Origin of the sequence: Pseudomonas sp. S30_BP2TU TE3576 (assembly GCF_050436025.1) — a bacterium.
In the GTDB taxonomy this organism is placed as follows: Bacteria; Pseudomonadota; Gammaproteobacteria; order Pseudomonadales; family Pseudomonadaceae; genus Aquipseudomonas.
On record NZ_JBNDLK010000001.1, the window covers coordinates 555089 to 578998 of the forward strand.

General features: G+C 60.2%; 23 protein-coding genes. 12 read left to right on the forward strand and 11 right to left on the reverse strand.

What is annotated here, in order from left to right:
• Positions 1 to 95 precede the first annotated feature (95 nt).
• On the forward strand, positions 96 to 920 hold the full coding sequence (locus ABIA48_RS02420) for a response regulator transcription factor (protein ID WP_429486902.1): 825 nt from the start codon (positions 96 to 98) through the stop codon (positions 918 to 920).
• Positions 921 to 1062: 142 nt separating this feature from the next.
• Here the strand turns inward: ABIA48_RS02420 and ABIA48_RS02425 are convergent, their stop codons facing one another.
• Positions 1063 to 1413 carry a DUF6124 family protein gene (locus ABIA48_RS02425; protein WP_429486903.1) on the reverse strand — a complete coding sequence of 117 codons (351 nt, stop codon included), beginning with the start codon at positions 1411 to 1413 and terminating at the stop codon, positions 1063 to 1065.
• A 618-nt stretch (positions 1414 to 2031) separates the two neighbouring features.
• On the opposite strand from ABIA48_RS02425, the gene ABIA48_RS02430 reads away from it, so the two are divergent.
• The 8 genes from ABIA48_RS02430 to ABIA48_RS02465 all read left to right on the forward strand — a co-directional run bounded on the left by ABIA48_RS02430 (position 2032) and on the right by ABIA48_RS02465 (position 9841).
• Positions 2032 to 2517, forward strand: a complete 486-nt coding sequence (locus ABIA48_RS02430) for an antitoxin Xre/MbcA/ParS toxin-binding domain-containing protein (protein WP_429486904.1) — start codon at positions 2032 to 2034, stop codon at positions 2515 to 2517.
• Positions 2514 to 3002 carry an RES family NAD+ phosphorylase gene (locus ABIA48_RS02435; RefSeq protein WP_429486905.1) on the forward strand — a complete coding sequence of 163 codons (489 nt, stop codon included), beginning with the start codon at positions 2514 to 2516 and terminating at the stop codon, positions 3000 to 3002. Before ABIA48_RS02430 ends, ABIA48_RS02435 begins: the two co-directional genes overlap by 4 nt.
• A gap of 165 nt (positions 3003 to 3167) precedes the next feature.
• Positions 3168 to 4295, forward strand: coding sequence for an ABC transporter ATP-binding protein (locus ABIA48_RS02440; protein WP_429486906.1), 1128 nt, complete (start codon positions 3168 to 3170; stop codon positions 4293 to 4295).
• A gap of 39 nt (positions 4296 to 4334) precedes the next feature.
• Positions 4335 to 5477 (forward strand): ABC transporter substrate-binding protein, encoded by a 1143-nt coding sequence (locus ABIA48_RS02445; RefSeq protein WP_429486907.1) that lies wholly within the window; start codon positions 4335 to 4337, stop codon positions 5475 to 5477.
• Positions 5478 to 5508: 31 nt separating this feature from the next.
• Positions 5509 to 6426, forward strand: coding sequence for an ABC transporter permease (locus ABIA48_RS02450; protein ID WP_429486908.1), 918 nt, complete (start codon positions 5509 to 5511; stop codon positions 6424 to 6426).
• Between the two features lies 1 nt (position 6427).
• Positions 6428 to 7255 (forward strand): ABC transporter permease, encoded by an 828-nt coding sequence (locus tag ABIA48_RS02455; protein WP_007990502.1) that lies wholly within the window; start codon positions 6428 to 6430, stop codon positions 7253 to 7255.
• On the forward strand, positions 7248 to 8720 hold the full coding sequence (locus tag ABIA48_RS02460) for an aldehyde dehydrogenase family protein (protein ID WP_429486909.1): 1473 nt from the start codon (positions 7248 to 7250) through the stop codon (positions 8718 to 8720). Before ABIA48_RS02455 ends, ABIA48_RS02460 begins: the two co-directional genes overlap by 8 nt.
• A gap of 353 nt (positions 8721 to 9073) precedes the next feature.
• Complete coding sequence (locus ABIA48_RS02465) at positions 9074 to 9841, forward strand: metallophosphoesterase (RefSeq protein WP_429486910.1); 768 nt, start codon at positions 9074 to 9076, stop codon at positions 9839 to 9841.
• Positions 9842 to 9854: 13 nt separating this feature from the next.
• Here ABIA48_RS02465 and ABIA48_RS02470 read toward each other — a convergent pair whose 3' ends face one another.
• Positions 9855 to 10055 carry a YbdD/YjiX family protein gene (locus ABIA48_RS02470; protein ID WP_008001923.1) on the reverse strand — a complete coding sequence of 67 codons (201 nt, stop codon included), beginning with the start codon at positions 10053 to 10055 and terminating at the stop codon, positions 9855 to 9857.
• Between the two features lie 199 nt (positions 10056 to 10254).
• Here ABIA48_RS02470 and ahr point away from each other — a divergent pair, with 199 nt between their 5' ends.
• The gene (ahr, locus tag ABIA48_RS02475; protein ID WP_429486911.1) at positions 10255 to 11286 is read left to right on the forward strand and encodes an NADPH-dependent aldehyde reductase Ahr; all 1032 of its coding nucleotides are present in this window, start codon (positions 10255 to 10257) and stop codon (positions 11284 to 11286) included.
• Between the two features lie 54 nt (positions 11287 to 11340).
• Here ahr and ABIA48_RS02480 read toward each other — a convergent pair whose 3' ends face one another.
• The 5 genes from ABIA48_RS02480 to ABIA48_RS02500 all read right to left on the reverse strand — a co-directional run bounded on the left by ABIA48_RS02480 (position 11341) and on the right by ABIA48_RS02500 (position 15750).
• Entirely contained in the window at positions 11341 to 12882 is a 1542-nt protein-coding gene (locus ABIA48_RS02480; protein ID WP_429486912.1) for an ArnT family glycosyltransferase, read from the reverse strand.
• A gap of 3 nt (positions 12883 to 12885) precedes the next feature.
• Positions 12886 to 13164 (reverse strand): lipid-A-disaccharide synthase N-terminal domain-containing protein, encoded by a 279-nt coding sequence (locus tag ABIA48_RS02485; RefSeq protein WP_277537214.1) that lies wholly within the window; start codon positions 13162 to 13164, stop codon positions 12886 to 12888.
• The gene (locus ABIA48_RS02490; protein ID WP_429486913.1) at positions 13161 to 13901 is read right to left on the reverse strand and encodes a glycosyltransferase family 2 protein; all 741 of its coding nucleotides are present in this window, start codon (positions 13899 to 13901) and stop codon (positions 13161 to 13163) included. Before ABIA48_RS02490 ends, ABIA48_RS02485 begins: the two co-directional genes overlap by 4 nt.
• A gap of 50 nt (positions 13902 to 13951) precedes the next feature.
• Positions 13952 to 14929, reverse strand: a complete 978-nt coding sequence (locus ABIA48_RS02495) for an NAD-dependent epimerase (protein WP_429486914.1) — start codon at positions 14927 to 14929, stop codon at positions 13952 to 13954.
• Positions 14930 to 15129: 200 nt separating this feature from the next.
• Positions 15130 to 15750, reverse strand: a complete 621-nt coding sequence (locus tag ABIA48_RS02500; protein WP_429486915.1) for a cell wall hydrolase — start codon at positions 15748 to 15750, stop codon at positions 15130 to 15132.
• A 142-nt stretch (positions 15751 to 15892) separates the two neighbouring features.
• On the opposite strand from ABIA48_RS02500, the gene ABIA48_RS02505 reads away from it, so the two are divergent.
• Positions 15893 to 16744, forward strand: a complete 852-nt coding sequence (locus ABIA48_RS02505; protein ID WP_429486916.1) for a CAP domain-containing protein — start codon at positions 15893 to 15895, stop codon at positions 16742 to 16744.
• 793 nt (positions 16745 to 17537) lie between these two features.
• On the opposite strand, the gene ABIA48_RS02510 is transcribed toward ABIA48_RS02505, so the two are convergent.
• From ABIA48_RS02510 to ABIA48_RS02525, 4 genes are all read right to left on the reverse strand, one after another.
• Positions 17538 to 17693 (reverse strand): DUF2474 domain-containing protein, encoded by a 156-nt coding sequence (locus ABIA48_RS02510; protein WP_007992893.1) that lies wholly within the window; start codon positions 17691 to 17693, stop codon positions 17538 to 17540.
• Positions 17680 to 18696, reverse strand: coding sequence for a cytochrome d ubiquinol oxidase subunit II (gene cydB / locus ABIA48_RS02515; RefSeq protein ID WP_429486917.1), 1017 nt, complete (start codon positions 18694 to 18696; stop codon positions 17680 to 17682). Before cydB ends, ABIA48_RS02510 begins: the two co-directional genes overlap by 14 nt.
• Before the next feature lie 17 nt (positions 18697 to 18713).
• The gene (locus ABIA48_RS02520) at positions 18714 to 20135 is read right to left on the reverse strand and encodes a cytochrome ubiquinol oxidase subunit I (RefSeq protein WP_429486918.1); all 1422 of its coding nucleotides are present in this window, start codon (positions 20133 to 20135) and stop codon (positions 18714 to 18716) included.
• Positions 20136 to 20272: 137 nt separating this feature from the next.
• Positions 20273 to 22597 carry an FdhF/YdeP family oxidoreductase gene (locus ABIA48_RS02525; protein WP_429486919.1) on the reverse strand — a complete coding sequence of 775 codons (2325 nt, stop codon included), beginning with the start codon at positions 22595 to 22597 and terminating at the stop codon, positions 20273 to 20275.
• Positions 22598 to 22911: 314 nt separating this feature from the next.
• On the opposite strand from ABIA48_RS02525, the gene moaA reads away from it, so the two are divergent.
• Positions 22912 to 23910: a GTP 3',8-cyclase MoaA gene (gene moaA, locus ABIA48_RS02530; RefSeq protein WP_429486920.1), complete on the forward strand. Its 999-nt coding sequence runs from the start codon at positions 22912 to 22914 to the stop codon at positions 23908 to 23910.

A 23910-nucleotide genomic window follows, 5' to 3' on the forward strand; every position in this document is an offset into this window, starting at 1 on the left:
CTCGACGTGCCGCCACCCACCCCTCTGCATACGGGCAAACCCGCCATGGCGTACTTTGTGCATCCAAAGGCCATCCTCTTCTGCCTGTAGCCGCCATGCGCCCCAAGGAACTGAAACTCTGGACCACCGGAGTCGCCCACCTGCTCGACCTGCCTGCCGGGCATGCGCGGCTGTCGGGGTTGAGCCATTGGCTTCGGCAAATCTGCCCGGTCGATCATTTCGTGCTGTTCGTCTACGAAGGCAATCACCGGCCACTGGCGTTGTTCGATACGTTTTCGGCGGACAAGCGCGCGGTGTATGTCGACGACTACCAGTGCGGGCCTTACCTGCTCGACCCGTTCTACCTGGCCTGCACCCGTGGCCAGGCACCGGGACTGTGGCGTCTGCGCCAGTTCGCCCCCGACCATTTCTACCTTGGTGAATACTTCCTGACCTATTACCAGCAAACGGGGCTGGCCGAGGAAGTGGCTTTTTTCGTCGACCTCGGCAACGGCGCCACGGCGGTATTGTCGCTGATGCGCTCCAGTGCCAGTTGCGCCTTCAGCCGGGACGAAATGCAGCTCGTCGAGTGCGCGCAAGCGGTGGTCGAACAGGTCATAAATGAAGCCTGGCGCTTGTGCCAGGCCCAGCAACCGCGCCCGGCGCAAGACCTGGACTTCAAGATCCGCGAAGCCTTCGACCACTTCGGCGCGCACATCCTCACCGGGCGCGAGCAGGAAATCGTTCAACTGTTGCTGCGCGGCCACTCCAGCGCCTCGGTGGCCGAACAACTGAACATCAGCCCCGGCACGGTGAAGATTCACCGCAAGAACATCTACGCCAAGCTGGGGATTGGCAGCCAGTCGGAGTTGCTGGGGTTGTTTATTCGGGAGCTGACGGAGGATCCGTTACAGGCGCCCGGCCTCAAGTTGCAAGCCTGATACCTGTCGGCCAGCACAACACCCTGTGGGAGCGGGCTTGCTCGCGAAAGCGATATTCCAGTTGCCGTATCAGTTGCCTGACACACCGCTTTCGCGAGCAAGCCCGCTCCCACAGGTCTTTGTGTTGCCTGGATAGGTGTGGTTATTCAGGTGGATCGAGTTGATCCAGTGCCCGGTTTACGGCCAGTTCGCCCAGCATGATCACTTGCGCAATGCCCAACAGCGCATTGCGACTCGTCCCCTCCAGATGATCCACCAGATCGTTGGCCATGACATTGGCCGACGCCAGCGACTCACACGCATGCACCAGCAAGGTTTCGGTATTGAGTTCGGGATTGACGATGAACATCGTGCTGGGTTTGTGAGGGGTGGCCATGATGTGGGGGCCTAGGTTGAGGGCGCGCTCGACGGCTTCGTGGAGCTTGTTTGAATCGAGGCTTTCGGACGGGGATGCCGGATCGGTGTCCGGCGGGTTGGGTGTGATTTTGAACATAGTGAAACTCCTAGTTAGAAAGAGGAGCCTTCACCTCGCTACCAAACGAGGGGGTGGCGACCATACGCGGGTTGGTAGACCGGTAACTAGGACCCGGCGCTCCCGAAGGAGCCCTGCGCATGGCCACCATAAAACAGACGCCTGAAAAGGCCTGTCGACGGCAAAACCAATACGCCTAGTTACCGGGCTACCAAACCCGATCACTGTTTTTCAGTGACCAGCAAACGATAAGACCCGACCCCAAGACGCACAAGCCGGCGGATTCTGGCGTAGCTGTAGGCAATGACGCAAGGTGTTGTAGCTTGCGGGAAGTAACGCTGACGGCGCTTAAACACCGCACTCAAACAATGAAATTACACACTTCGTTGACGTTGAAAAACTCATGAAAACACAGGAAATATCTGACACGTTTTTAGGGTTGGCCGTCGGAAGTGCAAGGGTTAACGTTGCAACTCTAGGCAGGTACGAGCGATTGGCTCGCCTGGTGCTAGCGGGCATAGCTTCATGCATTCAGCGTGAAACGATTGCAGGAGCAATGCGCTAGTCGAGAAACCCAATTGCTCGACCTGCGACATATGGCGCTATGCTCACGTCAAATGTCGCATGGAGGTAATCGGTATGCCCGCCATCAAATCCAAAGAAAAAGCAGTCGTCGCGACGAAGACAAAACCTGTCAGCCGAAAGCCGACTGAGGTGCTGTTACAAGGACGTAAAGGTGATACGCGCATGTTAATCATCAAATACACACAGGAAGGTTTTGATCTGAACGACGTGAGGGAGATGCTTTCTGCCTCCGAACTGTATATGGAACACGGCCTTGTTGAGCGCATCACAGGGAAGTCCGTCAGGACAGTACAACGCTTGGCAAAGGAGACAAAACCGGTGCGACTAAACCAGCAGCAAAGCACAATCGCCTTTCAATACGCTCAGTCCCTGGAGCACGCCATCAACGTGTTCGGCAATTTGCAGTTGGCTGAGAACTGGCTGAAGAAACCCTGCAAGTTCCTGGAAGGTCATATCCCACTGGAACTGATCGATAACTCGCTGGGTTTTCAGGTGGTAGAGGACTATTTGACCCGGATTGAACACGGGGTTTATCAATGAATCCTTTGCCCTGGGATGGGAAGTGGCACGCGTGGCGCCTTGACCGCGAGGTCTTCAAGGACACGTGGAACAGCGGAATAGGTGCTCAGCAATCCGGTGGCCGGTGGAACCCTCCCGGTCGCCGGGTCATTTACGCTTCGGCCGACCCCGCTACTGCCATTTTGGAGGTTGCAACCCACACAGGCTTCGATACGCTCGATGCGGTGCCCCACGTGCTGACGTGTTTCGAGGTTCTGGATTCCAATGTCATCAAGGTTGTTCAGCCCGAAGATGTGCCGAACCCGAACTGGCTCATCCCGTCTGAGCTCTCGCCCAATCAGCAACACTATGCTGATGAGTTACTTTCCGAACATCCTTTTGTGCTTATCCCTTCTGCAGTTACCCGTCATTCATGGAACCTGCTGGTGAGCTGTGACTTGGCTGTGGATCGATTCAAGCTTGTATCGCAGGAGCGTTTTGGGCTGGACACTCGGTTACTCAAATAAATGTGAAGGTGAAGGTCGCCAGTCGCATCTGATCACGACGCCTCACACCTACTGAACACTTGCTCCACTCTCCTCCTATCCCCCAAGGGATATATACACCGCAAAACCCCGATTGCTAGTTTGGCCCCCGACGCACTGATTCATCACTGCAAGGGAGCCCGCCTCGTGAACAACAGCGTGAACGACAACCCGCCAAGCGATATCGAATTCTGCAATGTGGTCAAACGCTATGGCGAGGTGCAGGCCGTCAGCGGTCTGAATTTCGCGGTGCGGCGTGGCTCGTTTCATTCCTTCCTCGGCGGCTCGGGCTGTGGCAAGACCACTACCCTGCGCATGATCGCCGGCTTCGAGCAGCCCACCAGCGGTGAAGTTCGTCTGGCCGGCAAGAGCGTGGCCGGTGTGCCAGCCTTCGAGCGGCCGGTGAACATGGTGTTCCAGCATTACGCACTGTTCCCGCACCTGACCGTGGCGCAGAACATTGCCTACGGCCTGCGCTATCGCACACCGCGCCCGGACAAGAAACAACAACTGCGCATGGCCGATGAGGCGCTGGAAATGGTGCGTCTGAGCGGCTTCGGCCAACGCAAGCCGAGTGAACTGTCCGGCGGCCAGCAACAGCGCGTCGCCCTCGCCCGCGCCTTGGTCAACAAGCCGACGGTGTTGCTGCTCGACGAGCCACTGGCTGCGTTGGACCGCAAGCTGCGCAAGGAGATGCAATCGGAATTGCTGCGTTTGCAGCGCGAAGTCGGCATCACTTTCGTGCTGGTCACCCACGACCAGGAAGAAGCCCTGTCGATGAGCGACAGCATCAGCGTGATGCACAACGGTTCGATCATCCAGACCGCCACCCCGGAACAACTCTATGAAGCCCCGGCCAGCCGTTATGTGGCGGATTTTATCGGTGAGTCCAACCTGTTCGACGGCACCGTGCGCCAGCTCAATGGCAACTCGGTGGTGCTGCGTACCGAGCAAGGGCTGGAACTGACCAGTCCGCTGACGCCTACCGGTAAAGCCCTGAGCGCCAATGCCGCAGGTTGCATTGCGGTGCGCCCGGAGCTGATCAGCATCGCCGGCGCCCATGCCGAGATGAGCCGCGAAGTGAAGCTGCCGGGCTGTGTCGAAGACCGCATTTACCTGGGCAATTCCACCGAATACCGCGTGCGCACCCAGGCCTTCGGCGTGGTCTGCGTGCGGGTACCGCGCCAGCAGGATCACGGCGCCAATGCATTCGAACACGGCGCAGCGGTTCGCGTCGGCTGGGATCACGCCAATGGCCTGGCCATGGCGTTGTAAATCATCGATTCGTTTCATCAACCGGATGTGGAGCGTGTTATGGACCAGAAGACCTTTATCAAAACCCTGCGCAGCTGGCAGAACGGCTCGATCAGCCGCCGCGAGTTCCTTGGCCGCACCGGCCTCGGCATTGCCGCCGCCGTGGTCGCCACCAACATGCCCGGCCTGCTGACCGCAAGCGCCGAGGCGGCCGAGCAGGCCAAACTCGGTGATCGCCTGTCGCTGGCGACTTGGCCGAACTACCACAGCCAGGAAAACCTCGACGCCTTCGGCAAGACCACCGGCGCCCGCGTGTCGATGAGCGTGTTCGGTTCCAACGAAGAAATGCTCGCCAAATTGCAGGCCGGTGGCAGTGGCTGGGACGTGCTGGTGCCGACCAACTACACCATCAGCACCTACGTCGGGCTGGGATTGATTGAGCCCCTGGACCTGTCACGCATTCCCAACTTCGATGCCTCGGCGTTCCAGCAGAAATTCATGGCCCAGGGCACGGTGGACGGCAAGGTCTACGCGGTGCCGAAAAACTGGGGCACCACCGGCATGCTCTACGACACCGGCAAACTGAAAAACGGCCCGACCAGCTGGAAAGAATTCTGGGTCGCCGCCCAAGGCCCGGCCAGTGGCCGGACGATGGTCCACGACTACCAGCTGACCGCCATCGGCAATGCCCTGAAGAGTTTCGGCTACAGCTTCAACTCCCTGGACCCGAAAGAACTGGCCGATGCGGAAAAACTGCTGATCGAGGTCAAGCCGCATTTGTTCGCGATCAACTCCGACATTCAGCCGTCGATGCGCAGCGGCGATGCCTGGCTGGCGATGTCCTGGACTGGCGATGCTTCGCAACTGCACCGCGACAACGCGCAAATGCAGTTCGAACTGGGCAAGGAAGGAGGCGAGTTGTGGAGCGACTTCTTTGCAATTCCGAAAAGCTCGGAGCACAAGGACGCCGCCTACGCGTTCATCAACTACCTGCTCGATCCGCAGCACAACAAACTCGAGGTACTGAGCCACGGTTACCCGAGCGGCGACAAACGTGTCGACGCGCTGCTGCCTGTGGCGATGCTCGACGATCCGATCATGTACCCGGCCGCCGAGGCCCTGAGCCCGCTGGAGTTCGGTGCCGCCGCGACGCTGACCAGCCCGGCCCGCGCCGAACTGATGGCGCGTTTCAAGTCCGCCTGATCGCTTGACCATGGCCAATGAGGAGTCATCCATGAATGCCGCCGCCCACCCGCAAACGGTGCAGCCGGGCCATGCCCTGGCGGTCGAGGTTCGCCAACGGCGCAGCCTCGGCCGACGCATCACCCTGCTGATGCTCTTGCCTTCGACCCTGTGGTTCCTGCTGCTGTTGTTGATGCCGCTGGTGATCATCCTGGTCTTCAGTTTCGGCGAGCGCAGCGCCGTAGGCGGTTACGCCGGTGGCTTCACCCTGGCCAACTACCTGAACCTCGGCTCTCGCGGCGCGGCGTTCAGCAACACGCTGATGCTCGCACCGCTGGGCACCTTGGTGTGCCTGGTGGCGGCCTATCCGCTGGCGTACTTTCTGGCGGTCAAGGTCACCAGAAACCGCTCGCTGTTGCTGACCCTGGTGATCGTGCCGTTCTGGACCAGTTTCCTGATCCGCACCTACGCGTGGATTTTCATCCTCAGCGGCAAGGGTATCCCGGCAATGCTGGCCAGCCTGGGTCTCGAGGATGTGCGGCTGATCAACACGCCGTGGGCGGTGCTGATCGGCATCGTCTACGGCTACCTGCCGCTGATGGTGTTCCCGATCTACGTCAGCCTGGAAAAACTCGACAAGCGCCTGCTCGAAGCCTCGGCGGATTTGGGTGCCAGCGCCTTCGAAAGCTTGCGCCGCATCACCCTGCCGCTGTCTGCACCGGGAATCATCACCGGGGTGATGCTGGTGTTCATCCTGTTGATGGGCGAGTTCCTGATCCCGGCCATTCTCGGCGGCGGCAAGGTGTTCTTTGTCGGCAACGCGCTGGTCGACCTGTTCCTGCAATCACGCAACTGGCCGTTCGGCAGTGCGCTGGCCATGACGTTGGTGGCGATGATGCTGCTGATCATCGGCGTGTATCTGAAACTGGTGGCGCGCTACGGTGGTCGCCCTGCCGACGGAGGTTTGTGACATGTGGCTGCGCAGCTATTCGACTTCGCTATACCTGTTCCTCTACGCGCCGATTGCCTTGATCGTGCTGTTCAGCTTCAACGCCGGGCGCAGTGGCCTGGCGTTCCAGTGCTGCTCGGTGCAATGGTTCGGCACCGCGTTCGGCAACCCGTTCATCATGGAAGCCCTGGGCAACAGCGCGCTGATCGCGTTCAGTTCGGCGGTGATTGCCACGCTGTTCGGCACCCTCGCGGTGTTCGGCCTGCAACGTACCGGGCCCAAGGTGCGAATGCTGTTCGATGCGCTGACCTATTGCGCGATCATCGTGCCCGGCATCGTCATCGGCATCTCGACGCTGATTGCCTTCATCAGCCTGTTCGACCTGATCAACCCACTGCTGGCGAGCTGGCTGCCGACGGTGCCGAAGTTGAACATGGGGTTCTTCACTGTGATCGCCGCGCACTCGTTGTTTACCATGGCCCTGGTGATGGTGATCGTGCGCAGTCGCGTCGATTCGCTGGACAAGGCCTTGCTGGAAGCGTCGGCGGACCTGTACGCACCACCGATGGATACTTTCTGGCGGGTGACCCTGCCGCAGATCAGCCCGGCGATCATGGCCGGGTTCCTGCTGGCGTTCACCTTCAGCTTCGACGATTTTATCATCGCGTTCTTCGTCGCCGGTTCCGAAACGACGCTGCCGATCTACATCTTTTCCTCCATCCGCCGCGGCGTGACGCCAGAGATCAACGCGATTTCCACGGTGATCATCTGCGTGTCGCTGGCCCTGCTGTTCACTTCCCGCCATCTGCAAAACCGCCGCACCGGCGTCCAGGAGTCGCACCATGCGTGATCAGCTTTACATCAACGGCGAATGGGTCAGCCCGGATCTGGGCGGCTATCTGGATGTTATCGATCCGGCCACCGAACAAGCCTTCCACCGCGTGGCGGCGGGGACTGAAGAAGACGTCGACCACGCCGTGCGCGCGGCCAGGCGCGCCTTCGACAATGGCTGGGGCCAGACCGGCGGCGCCGATCGTGCGCAATGGCTGGAGGCGCTGGCCGATGAACTGGAATCCGGTAAACAGGCACTGTCCGAACTGGAAGTGCGCGACAACGGCAAACCTTTGCCTGAAGCGCAGTGGGACATCGGCGATGCCATCGGTTGCTTTCGTTACTACGCCGGACTGGCGCGCAATCTGGACCAGCAACAGGATCAGCCACTGGCCTTGCCGGATGAGCGTTTCCGTTGCCGTATCCGCCACGAGCCGATTGGCGTGGCCGGGCAGATCATCCCGTGGAACTACCCGCTGCTGATGGCCGCGTGGAAGGTCGCTCCAGCCTTGGCCGCCGGGGCCACGGTGGTGTTGAAACCGTCCGAGCTGACGCCGCTGACCGCTCTGGAACTCGCAGCCGCCGCCGACCGCATCGGCTTGCCGGCCGGGGTGTTGAACGTGATCACCGGCCTCGGCGCCGACGCCGGCAGCCCACTCACCGAGCATCCGGGCGTGGACAAACTGGCGTTCACCGGCAGCGTGCCCACCGGGGCGAAAATCATGTCGGCGGCGGCGCGTGACATCAAGAACATCAGCCTGGAACTGGGCGGCAAGTCTGCGTTCATCGTGTTCGATGACGCCGATATCGAAGCCGCCGTGGAGTGGATACTATTCGGGATTTTCTGGAACCAGGGCCAGGTGTGCAGCGCCACTTCGCGCTTGCTGGTGCAGGAAACCATCGCCCCGCGTCTGATCGAACGCTTGGTGGAAGAAACCCGCAAGATCAGCATCGGCCCCGGTATGCAGCCCGGGGTTCTTCTGGGTCCGCTGATCAGCCAGGGCCAATACGACAAGGTGCTCGGTTTCATCGACCAAGGCCTGGCCAGCGGCGCCCGTTTGCTCACCGGCGGACGGCGACCGGCGCACTTGCGCGAAGGTTACTTTGTCGAACCGGCGATTTTCGACGAGCCTGGCCACAGCAGCATTTTGTGGCGCGAAGAAGTGTTCGGCCCGGTGCTGTGCATCAAGCGCTTCAAGACCGAAGAGCAAGCCGTGCAAATGGCCAACGCCAGCCGCTTCGGCCTGGCCGCCGCCGTGATGAGCGCCGACTTGCAGCGCACCGCCCGGGTCGCCAACCAGTTGCGCGCCGGAATCGTCTGGGTCAACTGCTCGCAACCGACCTTCGTCGAAGCACCCTGGGGTGGCATGAAACACAGCGGCATCGGCCGGGAACTGGGCCAATGGGGGCTGCACAATTACCTGGAGGTCAAGCAGGTGACTGAGTACGTCAGTGACCAGCCTTGGGGTTGGTATTTGAAGTAAACGGGTCAACTGTGGGAGCGAGCTTGCTCGCGATAGCGGTGGGTCAGTCGACATCTGTGTTGAATGTGCCGGCCTCTTCGCGAGCAAGCCCGCTCCCACAGTTTTGATCGTCAGTGCACGCCCATCCCACGGCTGGCCACAACCCCTGTGGGAGCGGGCTTGCCCGCGAAGAGGCCGGCACATCCAGAAAACATGGCACCTGACACGCCGCCTTCGCGGGCAAGCCCGCACAATTATCTCTGCACCACACAATGACTGCACGTGTAATACCCGGTGCCCGGCAGGCTTGTGGCGACGGGCTCACAACGCGTAACTTGATTGACCTGCCCTGCAAGACACGCCGGAGTTGATCAATGCGCATTGCTTTGCTGTCCGACATGCATCTGTCCGTCAATACGATCCCGTTTCCCGACGTGGATGCCGATATTGTCGTGCTCGCCGGGGACATTGCCCGGCCGGCCAAGGCCATCGAGTGGGCTAAAGCGTGTCCGGTTCCACTGCTGTACGTGGCAGGCAATCACGAGTTCTACGGCAGTGACCTGATCTCCACCTACGAGCAGTTGAACCGCTTGGCGCAAGGCACGCAGATTCACGTGCTGGAACGTTCGGAATACGTCCACGACGGCGTGCGCTTTCTCGGTTGCACGTTGTGGTCTGACTATCGTCTTCTCGATAGCCCTGAGGATCGAGCGCTGGGCATCGATCTGGCGACCCAACTGATGCGTGACTTCAGCCACATCAAAATTGCCCCCGACTTTCCGGACCTGTTCACACCGGCCATTTCCCAGCTGGTTTTTCTACAGACGGTCGCCTGGCTGGAAGACTGCTTCACCCGCGACAGCAGCACGCCCACGGTGGTGGTCTCTCATTTCGCCCCGACACGGTCGAGCATCAGCCCGACTTTTGCCGGTTCGCCGATCAACTCAAGCTTTGTCTCGGACCTCGAAGCGCGGATCAAAGACTGGCAACCGGCACTTTGGCTGCATGGCCATACCCATGGCAGCTTTGATTATCGGGTAGGTAACACCCGGGTGGTCTGCAACCCCAGGGGCTATGCCAGGAATGGCATCAATGAAAATCCTGATTTCGATGATGCCTTCGTGATCGATCTGGAGTTATGAAGTAACTCTCGGGTCAACAACACCGCGTATTGCACTTGCCCCGGCCAAAACGCGCTTCCTGGCGCTCACGGAAAAACATCTCATAGCTCATGACTGGCTCGCCCGGACGGTTGCGGGCCATTTGTGCCACGTAGTTGTCGTACTCGGGAACGCCGACCATCAAGCGGGCGCTCTGGCTGAACAATCTGACGAACTGCTGCAGTTTGCGGAACATGGCTGATCTCTCTGTGAGCGTGGGACCTGGCCCATGAAACCGCGCTCATGTATCTGCAATGTGTCCACATCGAGCACATTTGTAGTTTCAAGTATCCAGGTTCACGCCCCATGGAGCACCAGCAACCCGCTACACTTTCCTCGCTCCGCCGCTGCATCCAAGCGGCCAAGACCCCTGACTTCTGATCTGGAGGTATCCCATGAGCGACAGCAGCGAACTCACCACCTTTACCGGCTGGGCCGCCACGGCAGCGGGCGCGCCACTGGAGCGCTACAGCTACGAGCCCGGCCCGTTGGGAAACGATGAAGTGGAAGTCGCCGTGGAGTATTGCGGCGTCTGTCACTCCGACCAGTCGCTGATCGACAACGATTGGGGCATCAGCCACTACCCGTTTATCCCCGGCCATGAGGTGGTCGGCCGTATCGTTCGGGTCGGCGCCCAGGTCCGCGGCCTGGAAATGGGCCAACGGGTGGGCATCGGTTGGTACAAGGGCAGTTGCATGCATTGCTCGTCGTGCATCGAAGGCTCCCATAACCTGTGTCGCACCGTGCAACCGACCATCATCGGCAGCAATGGCGGCTTTGCCGACCGCATTCGCTCGCACTGGGCCTGGGCCCTGCCGATCCCGGACGGGCTCGATCCGGCGATGGCCGGGCCGTTGTTCTGTGCCGGTTCGACCGTGTTCAACCCGCTGGTGGAGTTCGGCATCAAGCCCACTGACCGGGTCGGCGTGGTGGGCATCGGCGGCCTCGGTCACCTGGCGCTGCGCTTCCTCAACGCCTGGGGCTGCGAAGTCACCGCCTTCACCTCATCGCTGAGCAAGCAGGACGAAGCCAAGCGCCTGGGCGCACACAAAGTGGTCGCCTCGACCGACACGGCTGCGCTCAACGCCATTGCCGGCACCCTGGATTTTCTGCTGGTCACCGCCAACGCCAACCTCGACTGGACGGCCATGCTCGCCACCCTGCGCGGCAAAGGTCGCCTGCACTTTGTCGGCGTCGTGCCCGACGCCATTCCAGTGCACGTGTTCAACCTGATTCCCCAGCAAAAAGTCTTGTCCGCCTCACCGGTCGGCTCACCCGCCAATACCGCGACCATGCTGGAATTCTGCGCACGCCATCAGATCCTGCCGCAGGTCGAAATGTTTCCCATGAGCCGGATCAACGAAGCCATCGATCATTTACGCAGCGGCAAAGCGCGCTACCGCGTGGTGCTGGATGCCAGTCAATGACAGGAGACGAACGAAGAGAAAGGGCCGCTTATTCAAGCGGCCCCTTTTTTGCCCTCAGGGATTAGCCGCCTGCACTGGCATGTGTGGGTCATTCCAGGTGAACCGATAGGCTTTGCCGGGCTCTTGCGGGAGGCATTTGCCGTTGTCGGCATCCGCGCCCACGATCGACCAGTTCGCCCGGGAGTTCTCACCCAATTCACGGGCCGCTTCGGGTTTGAAGCACTGGTTCAATACGTCATCCGGCACCAAAGCGTAGGCCTTGGGGTGTTCGCGCAGATACAGCGCGGCCTTCTCGATGGTCGAATAGTCCATGCCGAAATGCACAATCGGCTGACGGGCGAACAACCAGTGCCCCTCCTCCCAGTTGACCAGCACCAGATCGGCTCCTTGGGTCATGGTCGCCGCCTGCGCCATCAGCACCTGATCAATGTTGGTGCCTTCCTTGATCGGTTCGATGAAACCACGGGCGAACCACAGCACAAACCAGGTCGCGACCAGTGCCGGGAACACCCGACGCAAACGCGGGTGCTTTTTGAACCAGCGCTTGAGCATCCACGGAATCAACGGCGCGGCGACCAGCACCAGCCCAGGCAGCGCCGGGTAGATGTACAACTTGCGCTTGCCGCTACTGATGCAGAAAAACAGCACCACCAGCACCACCCAACCGAGCACTACCAACACTCGCCCGTCGCGTTTTTGCAACTGACGGCGCCAGGCCGGTACCAGCCATGGCAGCACCAGCACCAACGGTAGCCAGTACTGCGGAATCACGTTGGTGAAGAAATACCAGAATGGTTCGCGGTGATGCCACGCCGCGGCATAACGGCCTGCGGTCTGGTGCAGGAGGATCTCCCGCGCATAGGCAATTTCGTCTGCCGAACCATGGAATGCAATGGACAAGGCCAGGGGTAACAACCAGATCGCAATCGCCGCGAGCATCACGGCAAACCCCAGCAACCACTTGCGTGCCTCGCCGGGCATGGCCACCACACCAGGCCAGTCCTTGCGCACCGCATAGGCGTAAGGAATCAGCAACAACGCCGGCAGAAAACCCACGCCTTTGGTGATCACGCCAATGCCCATGGCCGCGCAGCCCGCGTAAAACCAGCGCCACGCCGGGCCGACCAGCAGGTGTCGCGCCAGACCGTACAAGCCCAGGGAGGTGAACAGAATCAACAGGCTGTCGATCTGACCGGTGCGCAAAATGCTGTAGGTCTGGTACGTCGCCAGGTACAGCAGCGCGGCGTTGCGACCGGTACGCTGGGTCCACAAGCGACGGCCCAGGTCATAGACCATCGCCGTGACCGTGACCGCCGAAAACAGCCCCGGTATATAGAGGGCGATATTCGGCTTGCCGGTCAGCCAGGTGAAGAACGCCACCGCCCACATGAAAATCGGCGGCTTGTCGCCGTAGATCTCGGCGGCACGGTGCGGGATCAGCCACGAGCCATTTTGCAGCATCTCCAGTGCGACACCGAGGAAGCGCTCTTCGTCCACATTCTGTGCCTGGCGCAACCCCAGCCCCGCACCGATCAACAACAGGGCAAGCAGCATCAGGCCCAGGCATTCGACCCGTGGCGATATCGATCTACGCATGGTTTATTCCTTTACGCTTCTGCTTTTGGCAATCAATTGCAGGTTGCGAAAATAGACGATGGAGCCAAATGCCTGCCCGGCGATGAACACCGGGTCCTGGCGGTAAATGGCATACGCGAGCAACAGGGTGCTGCCGACGATGCTCAGGTACCAGAAGTTGGTCGGAATCACGCTGCGTTTCTTGTACTCGCTGTACAACCACTGCAGGACAAACCGCCCGGTAAAGGCAACCTGCCCCGCAAAGCCGACCAGCAGCCACAGGGTTTCACGAGTCAACATCATCCTTCGATCTCCTGGGCAATGGTGTTCAGCCGCGTGCGCTTGATCAGCCACCAGACACCGAACAAATCAAGAATCCCCACCAGCGCACGGTCGATGTTGCCGTATTTCGACACCCCGGCCGTGCGTGGCCGGTGATTGACCGGGTGCACGATCATGCGGCCGTTATGGCGCTGGATCAGGGCTGGAATATAGCGATGCATGTGGTCGAAGTACGGCAGGCGCAAGAACGCCGCACGCTCGATCAGCTTCAGGCCGCAACCGGTGTCCGGGGTGGCGTCCTTGAGCAGGCGGCGGCGCAGGTTGTTGGCGAAGCGCGAGGCGTAGCGTTTGCTCGCCGTGTCGCGACGGTTGACCCGATGCCCGGCGACCAGTTGCACATCGACCTTGCCCGGCTCGCCGCGCACCAGCGCCAGCATGCCGGGGATGTCCGCCGGGTCGTTCTGGCCGTCGCCGTCGAGGGTCGCCAGCCACGTGCCCCGCGCCTCACGGGCGGCGTGGTAGAGCGAGGTGCTCTGCCCCAGCGAACGCTCATGATGGAGGATGCGCAAGGTGTTCAAGCCGTCGTGACGGATCTGCCGCAGTTCATGCAGGGTCGCGTCGGTGCTGCCATCGTCGACCACGATGATTTCGTAAGACTCATCGGCCAGCGCCACGCGGATTTCCTCAAGCAATGGCCTGAGGTTGTTCGCTTCGTTTTTCGCGGGAATCAGTACGGATACAAAAATGTCTTGGCTCATGGGGTCTCTCTCGCCTTTTTTTGATTTTTTCGAGATCAGAGGCGAACGCTTCAAATCTGATAGAACTGCCGATACCACTTCACAAACTCTCCGACGCCGGTTTCGAGCGTCACCTGCGGGCTGAAGCCCACCCACTCGGCCAGTGCCGAAACATCGGCCCAGGTCTTGACCACGTCACCGGCCTGCATCGGCATGTAGTTACGTCGGGCCTGCAAGCCCAAGGCTGATTCCAGGCACTCGACGAAATCCAGCAACGCCACCGGCATCCCGCGACCAATGTTGAAGAGCCGGTTTACCCCGGCGGCGGCGCCTTCCGGCACCGGAGGTTTTGGGCGCAGTTGGGCGATGCCTTCGACAATGTCATCGACGTAGGTAAAGTCGCGCGACATCTGCCCCTGGTTGTAAATGTCGATGGGCAGGTCTTTGAGGATGGCGTCGGTAAACTTGAACAGCGCCATGTCCGGGCGGCCCCATGGACCGTAGACAGTAAAAAAGCGCAGGCCACTGGCTTTCAAGCCATATAGATGGCAATAACTTTCGGCCAGCAGTTCATTGGCGCGCTTGCTGGCGGCGTACAGCGAAACGGGATGTTCGACAGGATCCTCGACACTGAACGGCATTTTGCTGTTGGTGCCGTACACCGAACTGCTCGAGGCGTAGATCAGATGCTCGGGGCGATGGTGCCGACAGGCTTCCAGCACATTGAGGAAACCCACCAGGTTCGACTGTGCATAGACATCCGGATTGTCCAGCGAGTAGCGCACCCCGGCTTGAGCCGCCAGGTGCACCACCTCGGTAAAACCGTGCTCCCGGAACAAGCTCATCAGGGCCGGTTTGTCGACAATGTCCATTTTCTGGAAGCGAAAACCCGGCAAAGTCTCCAGCACCTTGAGGCGTGCGTGTTTGAGCTCGACATCGTAGTAGTCGTTGAGGTTGTCGATACCGACGACCTCCTGACCCTCGCGGCACAAACGCTGGACCGTATGAAAACCGATGAAACCGGCTGCACCGGTGACCAGAACGGTCATACGACGCACACCGGTAATTGCGCCGTGATCGGCGCGAGATTACTGATCCAGACACTTGTCAGCTTCATGTGTAGTTCCTGCTTATGGCGGTATTCGCGCAAGGTAAAGTTATGAAGCTTATAAAACAGAAACATTTCAGTTTCGATAACGCCTCACGCAACCTGAGTAAAAAAAACAATATTTGGCCGAATCCACCTCTACTACTTGGCCGATCCGTCATGTGGCTTGTAAAACCGGAACAAGCCGATGTCCACGGTCTTGATGTATTCCTTGGCCCAATCCGGCTTGACGGTACGATCATGGAAATACAGGGCACCCTGGGTACGATCCGGAAGTTCCTTGTTCAGGGCCTTGCGCGCGATCTCCTTGGCCATCGTGTAAGGCACCTCCTCCTGGACCGAATCGGATTTGCCGTCACACCACCAGGAGAACTGGCAACTCTTGGTTTCCGATCCCTGCTTGACCACTTTGCACACCGTGTCGGGAAAGCCCTCGTGGCCCAGGCGATTCATCACCACATTGGCCACCGCTTCCATATCGGCAGAATCCTTGCCCTTGGCTTCCCAGTAAATGGAGCGGGCCAGGCACGTGATCGCGTCGTCCAGCGGCGCGACGCCCGCCGGGTCAACGGCCTGGACTTCGGACGGGGTAATCGCTTCAGCCTTGGGCGCCGGTGCGGGGCTGTTGTTCTCGGCGGCTTTCTGTTCCAGCACCTCAGCCTTGTTCTCGGCCGCTTGCTGTTTTTGCTGTTGATCCGTAGCGGATACCGGGTCGGCCAGCAAAGTGAGGGCGAGGCAGGTGGCGATCCAGTCGACGCGCATGATCGATGTCACTCGGTGAGTGGTTCGACTCAGTGTAGTAGTGAAATGATTTCTCCCACCCCACTACACTCTGGATAAATCCGTTGTCCGGGATGGGTCAACTTCGCGCATCATGGGCGCAATCTGCTCAAGGGGGATTTTCATGGGTTTCATCTCATCCGCAATGCGTTTTGCCGGTTTGTCACTGGGCCTGTTATTTGCCGCCAACGCCGTGGCAGCGGACGAAGCGCAATTGATCGAATCGATCAACGTCTACCGCAGCCAACTGCAGCGTTGTGCCGGCCAAGTCTCATCGGAGCTGCCGCCGCTGTCGGCCGACCCGCGCCTGGTGCTGAGCGCACCGAGCATCGGTGATCTGCAGCAGGCCATGGCCACTGCCGGTTATCCCATGAAGAATGTGCAGGTCATCAGCCTGTCCGGGCCTCGCGATGCAGCCTCGGCGATGAAAGCGATTCAGGAGAGTTTTTGCCAGATCGTCCTCGACCCGCAATTCGTCGATGTCGGCGTCAGCCGCCAGGACCGGCAATGGCGCATCGTGGTCGCACGTCCGTTGTTAAGCGCACGACTGGGCGACTGGCAGACCGAGGGCCAGAAGCTGCTAATCGAACTCAACGCCGCCCGGGCCAAGCCGCGTCAATGCGGCACCCAGTCTTTCAATGCAACCGCACCGCTGGCCTGGAACGCCACGCTGGCCACTGCCGCCGAAGGCAATTCCCGCTCCATGGCCAACAAAAACTACTTTGATCACAAGGACCGCGATGGCCGCACGCCAGGCGACCGCGCGGAACTGGCCGGCTACGACTTCCAGCAGATCGGCGAAAACATCGCCGCCGGGCAAGACAGCGTACGCAAGGTGGTCGATGGCTGGCTGGCCAGCCCAGGCCATTGCGCCAACCTGATGAACCCGCAGTTCCGCGAGCTGGGCGCGGCGTATGCGACCGATCCGAAGAGCGATGCGGGGATTTACTGGACGGCGATGTTTGGCGCTCAGTAAGAACTGAACCTGACACGAGCAATGTGGCGAGGGGGCTTGTCGGATCGCCGCACCGTCCTGCTGCGCTAATGCCGATCAATCAGGCGAACCCAGACTCTACGCCTTCCTTGTAGCAGCTGCCGAAGGCGGCGTCCGGCTGCGCAGCAGTCGTAAACCCGGCTTGCACGATCTCTCTGTGGTACCGCGAACGCTGATTTTACGACTGCTGCGCAGCCGGACGCAGGCTACGCCAGCTGCTACCGATTGCGTTGTGGCTTAACTGATCGGCATTACCGGCAGTGGCCTAATGCCGATCAACTAGGCGACCCCAGACTCTACGCCTTCCTTGTAGCAGCTGCCGAAGGCGGCGTCCGGCTGCGCAGCAGTCGTAAATCCGGCTTGCACGATCTCTCTGAGGTACCGCGAACTCTGATTTTACGACTGCTGCGCAGCCGGACGCAGGCTGCGCCAGCTGCTACAGATTGTGTTGTGGCTTGACTGATCGGCATTACCGGCAGTGGCCTAATGCCGATCAACTAGGCGAACCCAGACTCTACGCCTTCCTTGTAGCAGCTGCCGAAGGCGGCGTCCGGCTGCGCAGCAGTCGTAAACCCGGCTTGCACGATCTCTCTGTGGTACCGCGAACGCTGATTTTACGACTGCTGCGCAGCCGGACGCAGGCTACGCCAGCTGCTACCGATTGCGTTGTGGCTTAACTGATCGGTATCAGCCTGCTGTGCAGTCCGGCGGGAGCAAGCTTCCTCGCCACAGGTGATTCATCGCTCCTGTTATTTCCGTGTTTTTGCAAGGTGCGTCAGTGCGAACTCATGCCGGCCGCGTGCATCAACATCCGCAACGCCCCCGCCACCACTCCCAACGCAACCACACTGCCCAGCCAGATCAACACCAGCCACCCAAGGCGCTTGTACCAAGGCGCCGGTGCTGGTTCACGGGAATCAATGGTAGCCATCGCCAATCCTCACTTTGCCGCGGAACACGTAGTAGCTCCAGACTGTGTACATCAGGATGATCGGCAATATGAACAGCGCCCCGATCAGGATGAACAACTGGCTGGTCGCCGGTGACGCCGCGGCCCACAGGCTGATCGACGGCGGCACGATGTTCGGCCAGATGCTGAACGCCAGGCCGATGTAGCCAAGGAACACCAGCATCAGGGTGAAGGCGAACGGCCAATGGGTGTGGCGTTGGCGCAGGGTCTTGAGCAAGCCGAACATCGCCAGCAAGGCCAGCACCGCAAGGCCACCGAATACCGCCAGGTGCGCATGGGCAAACCAGCGCGTGGCGATGTCCGGATGCAGGATTGGCGTCCACACACAGATCACACCGATCACCGCCAACAACAGCCAGGCCAGCGGACGGGTGAACAGGCGCATCCGCGATTCCAGCATGCCTTCGGTCTTGACCAGCAACCAGGTGCTGCCCAACAGCGCGTAGGCGATGATCAGACCGAAACCGCAGAACAATGGAAACGGCGCCAGCCAGTCCAGCGAACCACCGGCGAACTGCCGGTCGACCACCGGGATACCGGCAATGTAAGTGCCAATCACCACGCCCTGGGAGAACGTCGCCAGCAGCGATCCGCCGATGAACGCCATGTCCCAGACATGCCGCTTTTCAGGACTGGCCTTGAAACGAAACTCGAACGCCACACCGCGAAAGATCAAGCCGCACAACATCAGGATCAACGGCAGGTACAGCGCTTCCAGAATCACCGAATAGGCCAGCGGAAACGCGCCATACAGCGCCGCGCCACCCAGCACCAGCCAGGTCTCGTTGCCGTCCCAGACCGGTGCCACAGTGTTCATCATCACATCGCGCTCCTTCGCATCCGGGATCAGCGGAAACAGAATGCCCAACCCCAGGTCGAAGCCGTCCATGATCACGTACATCATCACGCCGAAGGCGATGATCACGCCCCAGATCAGCGATAAATCGATACCTTGAATACCCATGACTCAACTCCCTTCCTTCAATTGACGCGGGCGTCGGTTTCGAGGATTTCGGCGTCGGCGGACAGCGGCCGGCGCGGTGTGATGACCTGATCGGCATGCCCCGCAGGCGCATGCTCGTGATGGGGTTTCGGCCCCTTGGCCACCAGTTTCATCATGTAGCCGATACCCACCGTGAACACCGAGAAATAGATCACCACGAACAGCGCCAACGAGATGCTCAACTGCGTGACGCTGTGATTGGACGCAGCATTCGCGGTACGTTGCAGGCCATACACCACCCATGGTTGGCGCCCCACCTCCGTGGTGATCCAGCCGGCAAGCATGGCGATCAGGCCGCTTGGGCCCATCCACAACATCAGGCGCAGGAACCAGCGGTTGCGGTAAATGGCACCACTGCGACGCAGGGCCAGGCCGAGCACGCCGGCCAGCACCATCAACATGCCCAGCCCGGCCATGACGCGGAAGCTCCAGAAAATAATCGTCGCGTTGGGGCGATCCTCTTTCGGGAAGCTCTTGAGCGCCGGGATCTGCTTGTCGAGGCTATGGGTCAGGATCAGGCTGCCCAGGTAGGGAATTTCGATGGCGTATTTGGTTTTCTCGGCCTGCATGTCGGGGATGCCGAACAGCACCAGCGGCGTCGCTTCGCTCCCGTTGTTTTCCCAGTGCCCTTCAATCGCGGCGATTTTCGCCGGTTGATGCTCCAGGGTGTTCAAGCCGTGGGCGTCACCGACCACGGCCTGGATCGGGCAGACGATCAACGCCATCCACAACGCCATCGACAGCATCTTGCGCACTTGCCGGGTGTCGTTGCCGCGCAGCAGGTGCCACGCCGCCGACGAGCCAACAAAGAACGCCGTGGCCACGAACGCGGCAATCGCCATGTGCGCCAGGCGGTACGGGAACGACGGGTTGAACACGATGGCCAGCCAGTCCAGTGGCATCACGCGACCGTCGACGATCTCGAAGCCCTGGGGTGTTTGCATCCAGCTGTTGGAGGCAAGAATCCAGAAGGTCGAAATCAAGGTGCCGATGGCGACCATGACCGTCGAGAAGAAGTGCAAGCCGCGCCCTACCCGGTTCCAGCCGAACAGCATGACCCCGAGGAAACCGGCTTCGAGGAAGAACGCCGTGAGCACTTCATAGGTCAGCAACGGTCCGGTGATGCTGCCGGCGAAGTCGGAGAAGCGGCTCCAGTTGGTGCCGAACTCGTAGGCCATGACCAGCCCCGAGACCACACCCATGCCGAAGTTGACGGCGAAGATTTTCGACCAGAAATGGTAGAGATCGCGGTAGGTGTCGTTGTGGGTCTTCAGCCAAAGCCCTTCGAGCACCGCCAGAAAACTGGCCAGCCCGATGGTGATGGCGGGAAAGATGATGTGGAACGAAACCGTGAACGCGAATTGCATCCGCGCCAGGTCCAGTGCCTCCAGGTTAAACATGTCGATATCCTCATCGCGGATTTAAAACTGTGGGAGCGAGCTTGCTCGCGATGAGGCCGGCACCTGCAACATCAATGGCGCCTGGCACCCTGCAATCGCGAGCAAGCTTGCTCCCACAAAGTCTTCAGTGATTGGCACTACGCAGCGGAAGTCGAAATCAGGCTGCTGGCCCTGGCCTGCTCCAGCCGGATGGCGACGAACTTGGAAGTCGGGGTGAAGGTACGGTCACCGTAACTTTCCAGCGGCACCAGCGGATTGGTCTCCGGGTAGTACGCCGCCGCCTGACCGGCCGGAATGTCATAGGCGATCAAGGTGAAACCGCTGACCCGACGCTCGCGCTCGTCATCCCACAGCGCCACCAGGTCGACCTTCTGCCCCGGTTCGAAACCCAGCCGACGAATGTCTTGCTCGTTGGCGAACACCACGTCGCGCATGCCGTAGACCCCGCGATAGCGGTCATCCAGGCCGTACAGCGTGGTGTTGTACTGATCGTGGGAGCGCATGGTCTGCAGGATCAGGTGCGGCTTGACCGCCAGGTTGCGCACACCTTCGCTGATCAGATGCTGCGGCAGCACGCTCGGGGTGAACTGGGCTTTACCGCTGGCGGTTTTCCAGATGCGTCTGGCCGCGTCGTTGGGCATGTGGAAACCGCCCGGGTGCAGCAAGCGTCGATTGAAATCTTCGAAGCCGGGAATGGTGTCGGCAATCATGTTGCGGATGCGGCCGTAGTCACCGATGGCCCAGTTCCAGTCGATCGGGTGCTTGCCCAGTGTCGCGGCGGCGATGCCGGCGATGATCGCCGGTTCCGACATCAGGTGTTTCGACTTGGGTTTCAGTTGGCCGTGGGAGATGTGGATCATGCTGAAAGTGTCTTCCACGGTGACGCCTTGCGGCCCTTCGGCCTGGATGTCAATGTCGGTGCGGCCCAGGCACGGCAGGATCAACGCTTCACGGCCGGTGACCAGATGGCTGCGGTTAAGCTTGGTGGCGATGTGCACAGTGAGGTCGCATTTACGCAACGCAGCGTGGGTGCGCGGGGTGTCGGGGGTGGCCTGGGCAAAGTTGCCGCCCAGGGCGATAAACACTTTCGAACGCCCCTGCTCCATCGCGCCGATCGCCATCACGGTATTGTGGCCATGCTCACGTGGCGGCTTGAAGGAAAAACGTTTTTCCAGGGCATCGAGCAACTCGGTGGGCGCCAGCTCGTTGATGCCCATAGTGCGGTCGCCCTGCACGTTACTGTGACCGCGAACCGGTGACAGGCCCGCACCCGGACGGCCGACATTGCCGCGCAGCAACATCAGGTTGATGACTTCCTGCAGCATCGGCACCGAGTGCGTGTGCTGGGTCAGGCCCATCGCCCAGCACATGATCACCCGTTTGGCCCGGGCGTACATACGGGCGGCGAGTTCGATATCAGCCAAAGACATGCCCGACTGCTGCTCGATGTGCTCCCAACTGGTGGCGTCGACTTCGCCCAGGTAGGCCCCCATTCCCGAGGTGTGTTCGGCGATGAACGCATGGTCGAACACCGGTTCACCGCCGCTGACCTGTGCTTCGCGCTCCCACTGCAACAGGAACTTGACCATGCCGCGCATGACCGCCATGTCACCGCCGAGTGCCGGGCGGAAGTACGCGGTGTTGGTCGGCTCGGAGCCGTTCATGAGCATTTCGATCGGGTGCTGTGGATGCTGGAAACGCTCCAGTCCGCGCTCCTTGAGTGGGTTGATGCAGATCACCTGGGCTCCGCGCTTGACCGCTTCACGCAACGGTTCGAGCATCCGCGGGTGGTTGGTGCCGGGGTTCTGGCCGATGACGAAGATCGCGTCGGCATGCTCCAGGTCGTCAAACACCACGGTGCCTTTGCCCACGCCGAGGCTTTCGATCATGCTCACCGCGCTGGCTTCGTGGCACATGTTCGAGCAGTCGGGAAAGTTGTTGGTACCGTAGGCCCGGACGAACAACTGATAGAGAAACGCCGCCTCGTTGCTGGCCCGGCCCGAGGTATAGAACTCGGCCTGGTCCGGCGATTCCAGCGCATTGAGATGCCGGGCGATCGTCGCGAATGCTTCGTCCCAGGTGGTTTCCACGTAGCGATCGGTGGCAGAGTCATAGCGCATCGGGTGAGTCAGGCGGCCCTGATACTCCAGCCAGTAATCGCTCTGTTCGGCCAGTGCCGAGACGCTGTATTTGTTGAAGAACGCCGGGTCGACCAAACGGCCCGTGGCTTCCCAGTTAACCGCCTTGGCGCCGTTTTCGCAGAACTTGACCATGCCGTTTTCCGGCGACTCGCCCCAGGCGCAACCGGGGCAGTCGAAGCCGCCGTTCTGGTTGGTCTTGAGCATGGCGCGAATATTCTTCAGCGCGTTTTCACTGCCCAGCCAGTTCCTGGTAACAGCAATCAGTGCACCCCAACCGGCGGCGGCACCTTTGTAGGGTTTGTAGCGGTCGACTTGAGACATGGTACTTCTCCGTGACCTGATTCAGGCCATTGATCGTTTGACGGAGAAAAGCATATGAACAGGGATTAATTATTGTCTAATCGCTATTTACGACCACATTATCGAAACGCTCTATCACTGGTTTTTATCTTTGATTTTCAATTACTTAAAATCACTTAAAGCCCTTTAAACCACAAAAAAAAGTTCATCATCGAGCCGGTCGATCATCCGGTTATTAATAGTGATTGGACGCCCGTTAAAGTTGCTCTTAGCCTGCGCTCAACAAATCCGTTAATGACGGAAATCTCATACAAGAAGCGTCAAGCGAGGGTGTCATGTCAGAACGAGTCTTGATCGATGGCTTCTCCCGGCGCGTGGACTATCTGCGGATGTCGGTCACCGACCGCTGCGATTTCCGTTGCGTGTATTGCATGGCCGAGGACATGCAGTTTCTACCCCGGCAACGGGTGCTGACCCTGGAAGAGATTTATCAACTGGCACAAAGCTTCGTGGCGCTGGGCACCCGCAAGATCCGCCTGACCGGGGGCGAGCCGCTGATCCGTCCGGGCGTGGTGCAACTGTGCGAGAAGATCGCCGCCCTGCCCGGCCTGCGTGAACTGTGCATGACCACCAACGGTTCGCAGTTGGCCAAACTGGCCGGGCCGTTGTTCGAGGCCGGAGTCAAGCGCCTCAATATCAGCCTCGACTGCCTGGACCCGCAACGTTTTCGCGAACTGACCCGCACCGGTGACCTGGCGCAGGTCATCAAAGGCATCGACGCGGCCAACCAGGCGGGATTTCGCAACACCAAGCTCAATTGCGTGGTGATGAAGGGTCGCAACGACCATGAGATCAATGATCTGGTGAGCTTCGCCATCGACCGCAACCTCGACATCTCCTTCATCGAGGAAATGCCGTTGGGCACCATCGACGAGCACAGCCGCGCCGAATCGTTTTTCGCAAGCGCCCAGGTCCGCGAACGCATCGCCGAACGCTACACTTTGATTGATTCCGCCGAGTCGACCCAGGGTCCGTCGCGCTACTGGCGCCTGGCCGAGGCGCCACAGATTCGCCTGGGGTTCATCTCACCCCACAGCCACAATTTTTGCGGCACCTGCAATCGGGTGCGGCTGACCGTGGAAGGACGCCTGCTGCTGTGCCTGGGCAATGAGCACTCGGCGGATCTCAAGGCAGTCTTGCGCAGCCACCCCGGACAGCCCGAGCGCCTGGAAAAAGCCATTATCGAGGCGATGAAACTCAAGCCTTATCGGCACAACTTCGAAGTGAACGACGATGTTCAGGTCGTTCGCTTCATGAACATGACGGGCGGCTGA

What these genes read in the sequence shown, in the direction of transcription:
- ABIA48_RS02420 (WP_429486902.1), top strand. Translation starts at nt 96, where the DNA reads ATGCGCCCCAAGGAACTGAAACTCTGGACCACCGGAGTCGCCCACCTG.
- ABIA48_RS02425 (WP_429486903.1), bottom strand. Translation starts at nt 1,413, where the DNA reads ATGTTCAAAATCACACCCAACCCGCCGGACACCGATCCGGCATCCCCG.
- ABIA48_RS02430 (WP_429486904.1), top strand. Translation starts at nt 2,032, where the DNA reads ATGCCCGCCATCAAATCCAAAGAAAAAGCAGTCGTCGCGACGAAGACA.
- ABIA48_RS02435 (WP_429486905.1), top strand. Translation starts at nt 2,514, where the DNA reads ATGAATCCTTTGCCCTGGGATGGGAAGTGGCACGCGTGGCGCCTTGAC.
- ABIA48_RS02445 (WP_429486907.1), top strand. Translation starts at nt 4,335, where the DNA reads ATGGACCAGAAGACCTTTATCAAAACCCTGCGCAGCTGGCAGAACGGC.
- ABIA48_RS02450 (WP_429486908.1), top strand. Translation starts at nt 5,509, where the DNA reads ATGAATGCCGCCGCCCACCCGCAAACGGTGCAGCCGGGCCATGCCCTG.
- ABIA48_RS02455 (WP_007990502.1), top strand. Translation starts at nt 6,428, where the DNA reads ATGTGGCTGCGCAGCTATTCGACTTCGCTATACCTGTTCCTCTACGCG.
- ABIA48_RS02460 (WP_429486909.1), top strand. Translation starts at nt 7,248, where the DNA reads ATGCGTGATCAGCTTTACATCAACGGCGAATGGGTCAGCCCGGATCTG.
- ABIA48_RS02465 (WP_429486910.1), top strand. Translation starts at nt 9,074, where the DNA reads ATGCGCATTGCTTTGCTGTCCGACATGCATCTGTCCGTCAATACGATC.
- ABIA48_RS02470 (WP_008001923.1), bottom strand. Translation starts at nt 10,055, where the DNA reads ATGTTCCGCAAACTGCAGCAGTTCGTCAGATTGTTCAGCCAGAGCGCC.
- ahr (WP_429486911.1), top strand. Translation starts at nt 10,255, where the DNA reads ATGAGCGACAGCAGCGAACTCACCACCTTTACCGGCTGGGCCGCCACG.
- ABIA48_RS02480 (WP_429486912.1), bottom strand. Translation starts at nt 12,882, where the DNA reads ATGCGTAGATCGATATCGCCACGGGTCGAATGCCTGGGCCTGATGCTG.
- ABIA48_RS02485 (WP_277537214.1), bottom strand. Translation starts at nt 13,164, where the DNA reads ATGATGTTGACTCGTGAAACCCTGTGGCTGCTGGTCGGCTTTGCGGGG.
- ABIA48_RS02490 (WP_429486913.1), bottom strand. Translation starts at nt 13,901, where the DNA reads ATGAGCCAAGACATTTTTGTATCCGTACTGATTCCCGCGAAAAACGAA.
- ABIA48_RS02495 (WP_429486914.1), bottom strand. Translation starts at nt 14,929, where the DNA reads ATGACCGTTCTGGTCACCGGTGCAGCCGGTTTCATCGGTTTTCATACG.
- ABIA48_RS02500 (WP_429486915.1), bottom strand. Translation starts at nt 15,750, where the DNA reads ATGCGCGTCGACTGGATCGCCACCTGCCTCGCCCTCACTTTGCTGGCC.
- ABIA48_RS02505 (WP_429486916.1), top strand. Translation starts at nt 15,893, where the DNA reads ATGGGTTTCATCTCATCCGCAATGCGTTTTGCCGGTTTGTCACTGGGC.
- ABIA48_RS02510 (WP_007992893.1), bottom strand. Translation starts at nt 17,693, where the DNA reads ATGGCTACCATTGATTCCCGTGAACCAGCACCGGCGCCTTGGTACAAG.
- cydB (WP_429486917.1), bottom strand. Translation starts at nt 18,696, where the DNA reads ATGGGTATTCAAGGTATCGATTTATCGCTGATCTGGGGCGTGATCATC.
- ABIA48_RS02520 (WP_429486918.1), bottom strand. Translation starts at nt 20,135, where the DNA reads ATGTTTAACCTGGAGGCACTGGACCTGGCGCGGATGCAATTCGCGTTC.
- ABIA48_RS02525 (WP_429486919.1), bottom strand. Translation starts at nt 22,597, where the DNA reads ATGTCTCAAGTCGACCGCTACAAACCCTACAAAGGTGCCGCCGCCGGT.
- moaA (WP_429486920.1), top strand. Translation starts at nt 22,912, where the DNA reads ATGTCAGAACGAGTCTTGATCGATGGCTTCTCCCGGCGCGTGGACTAT.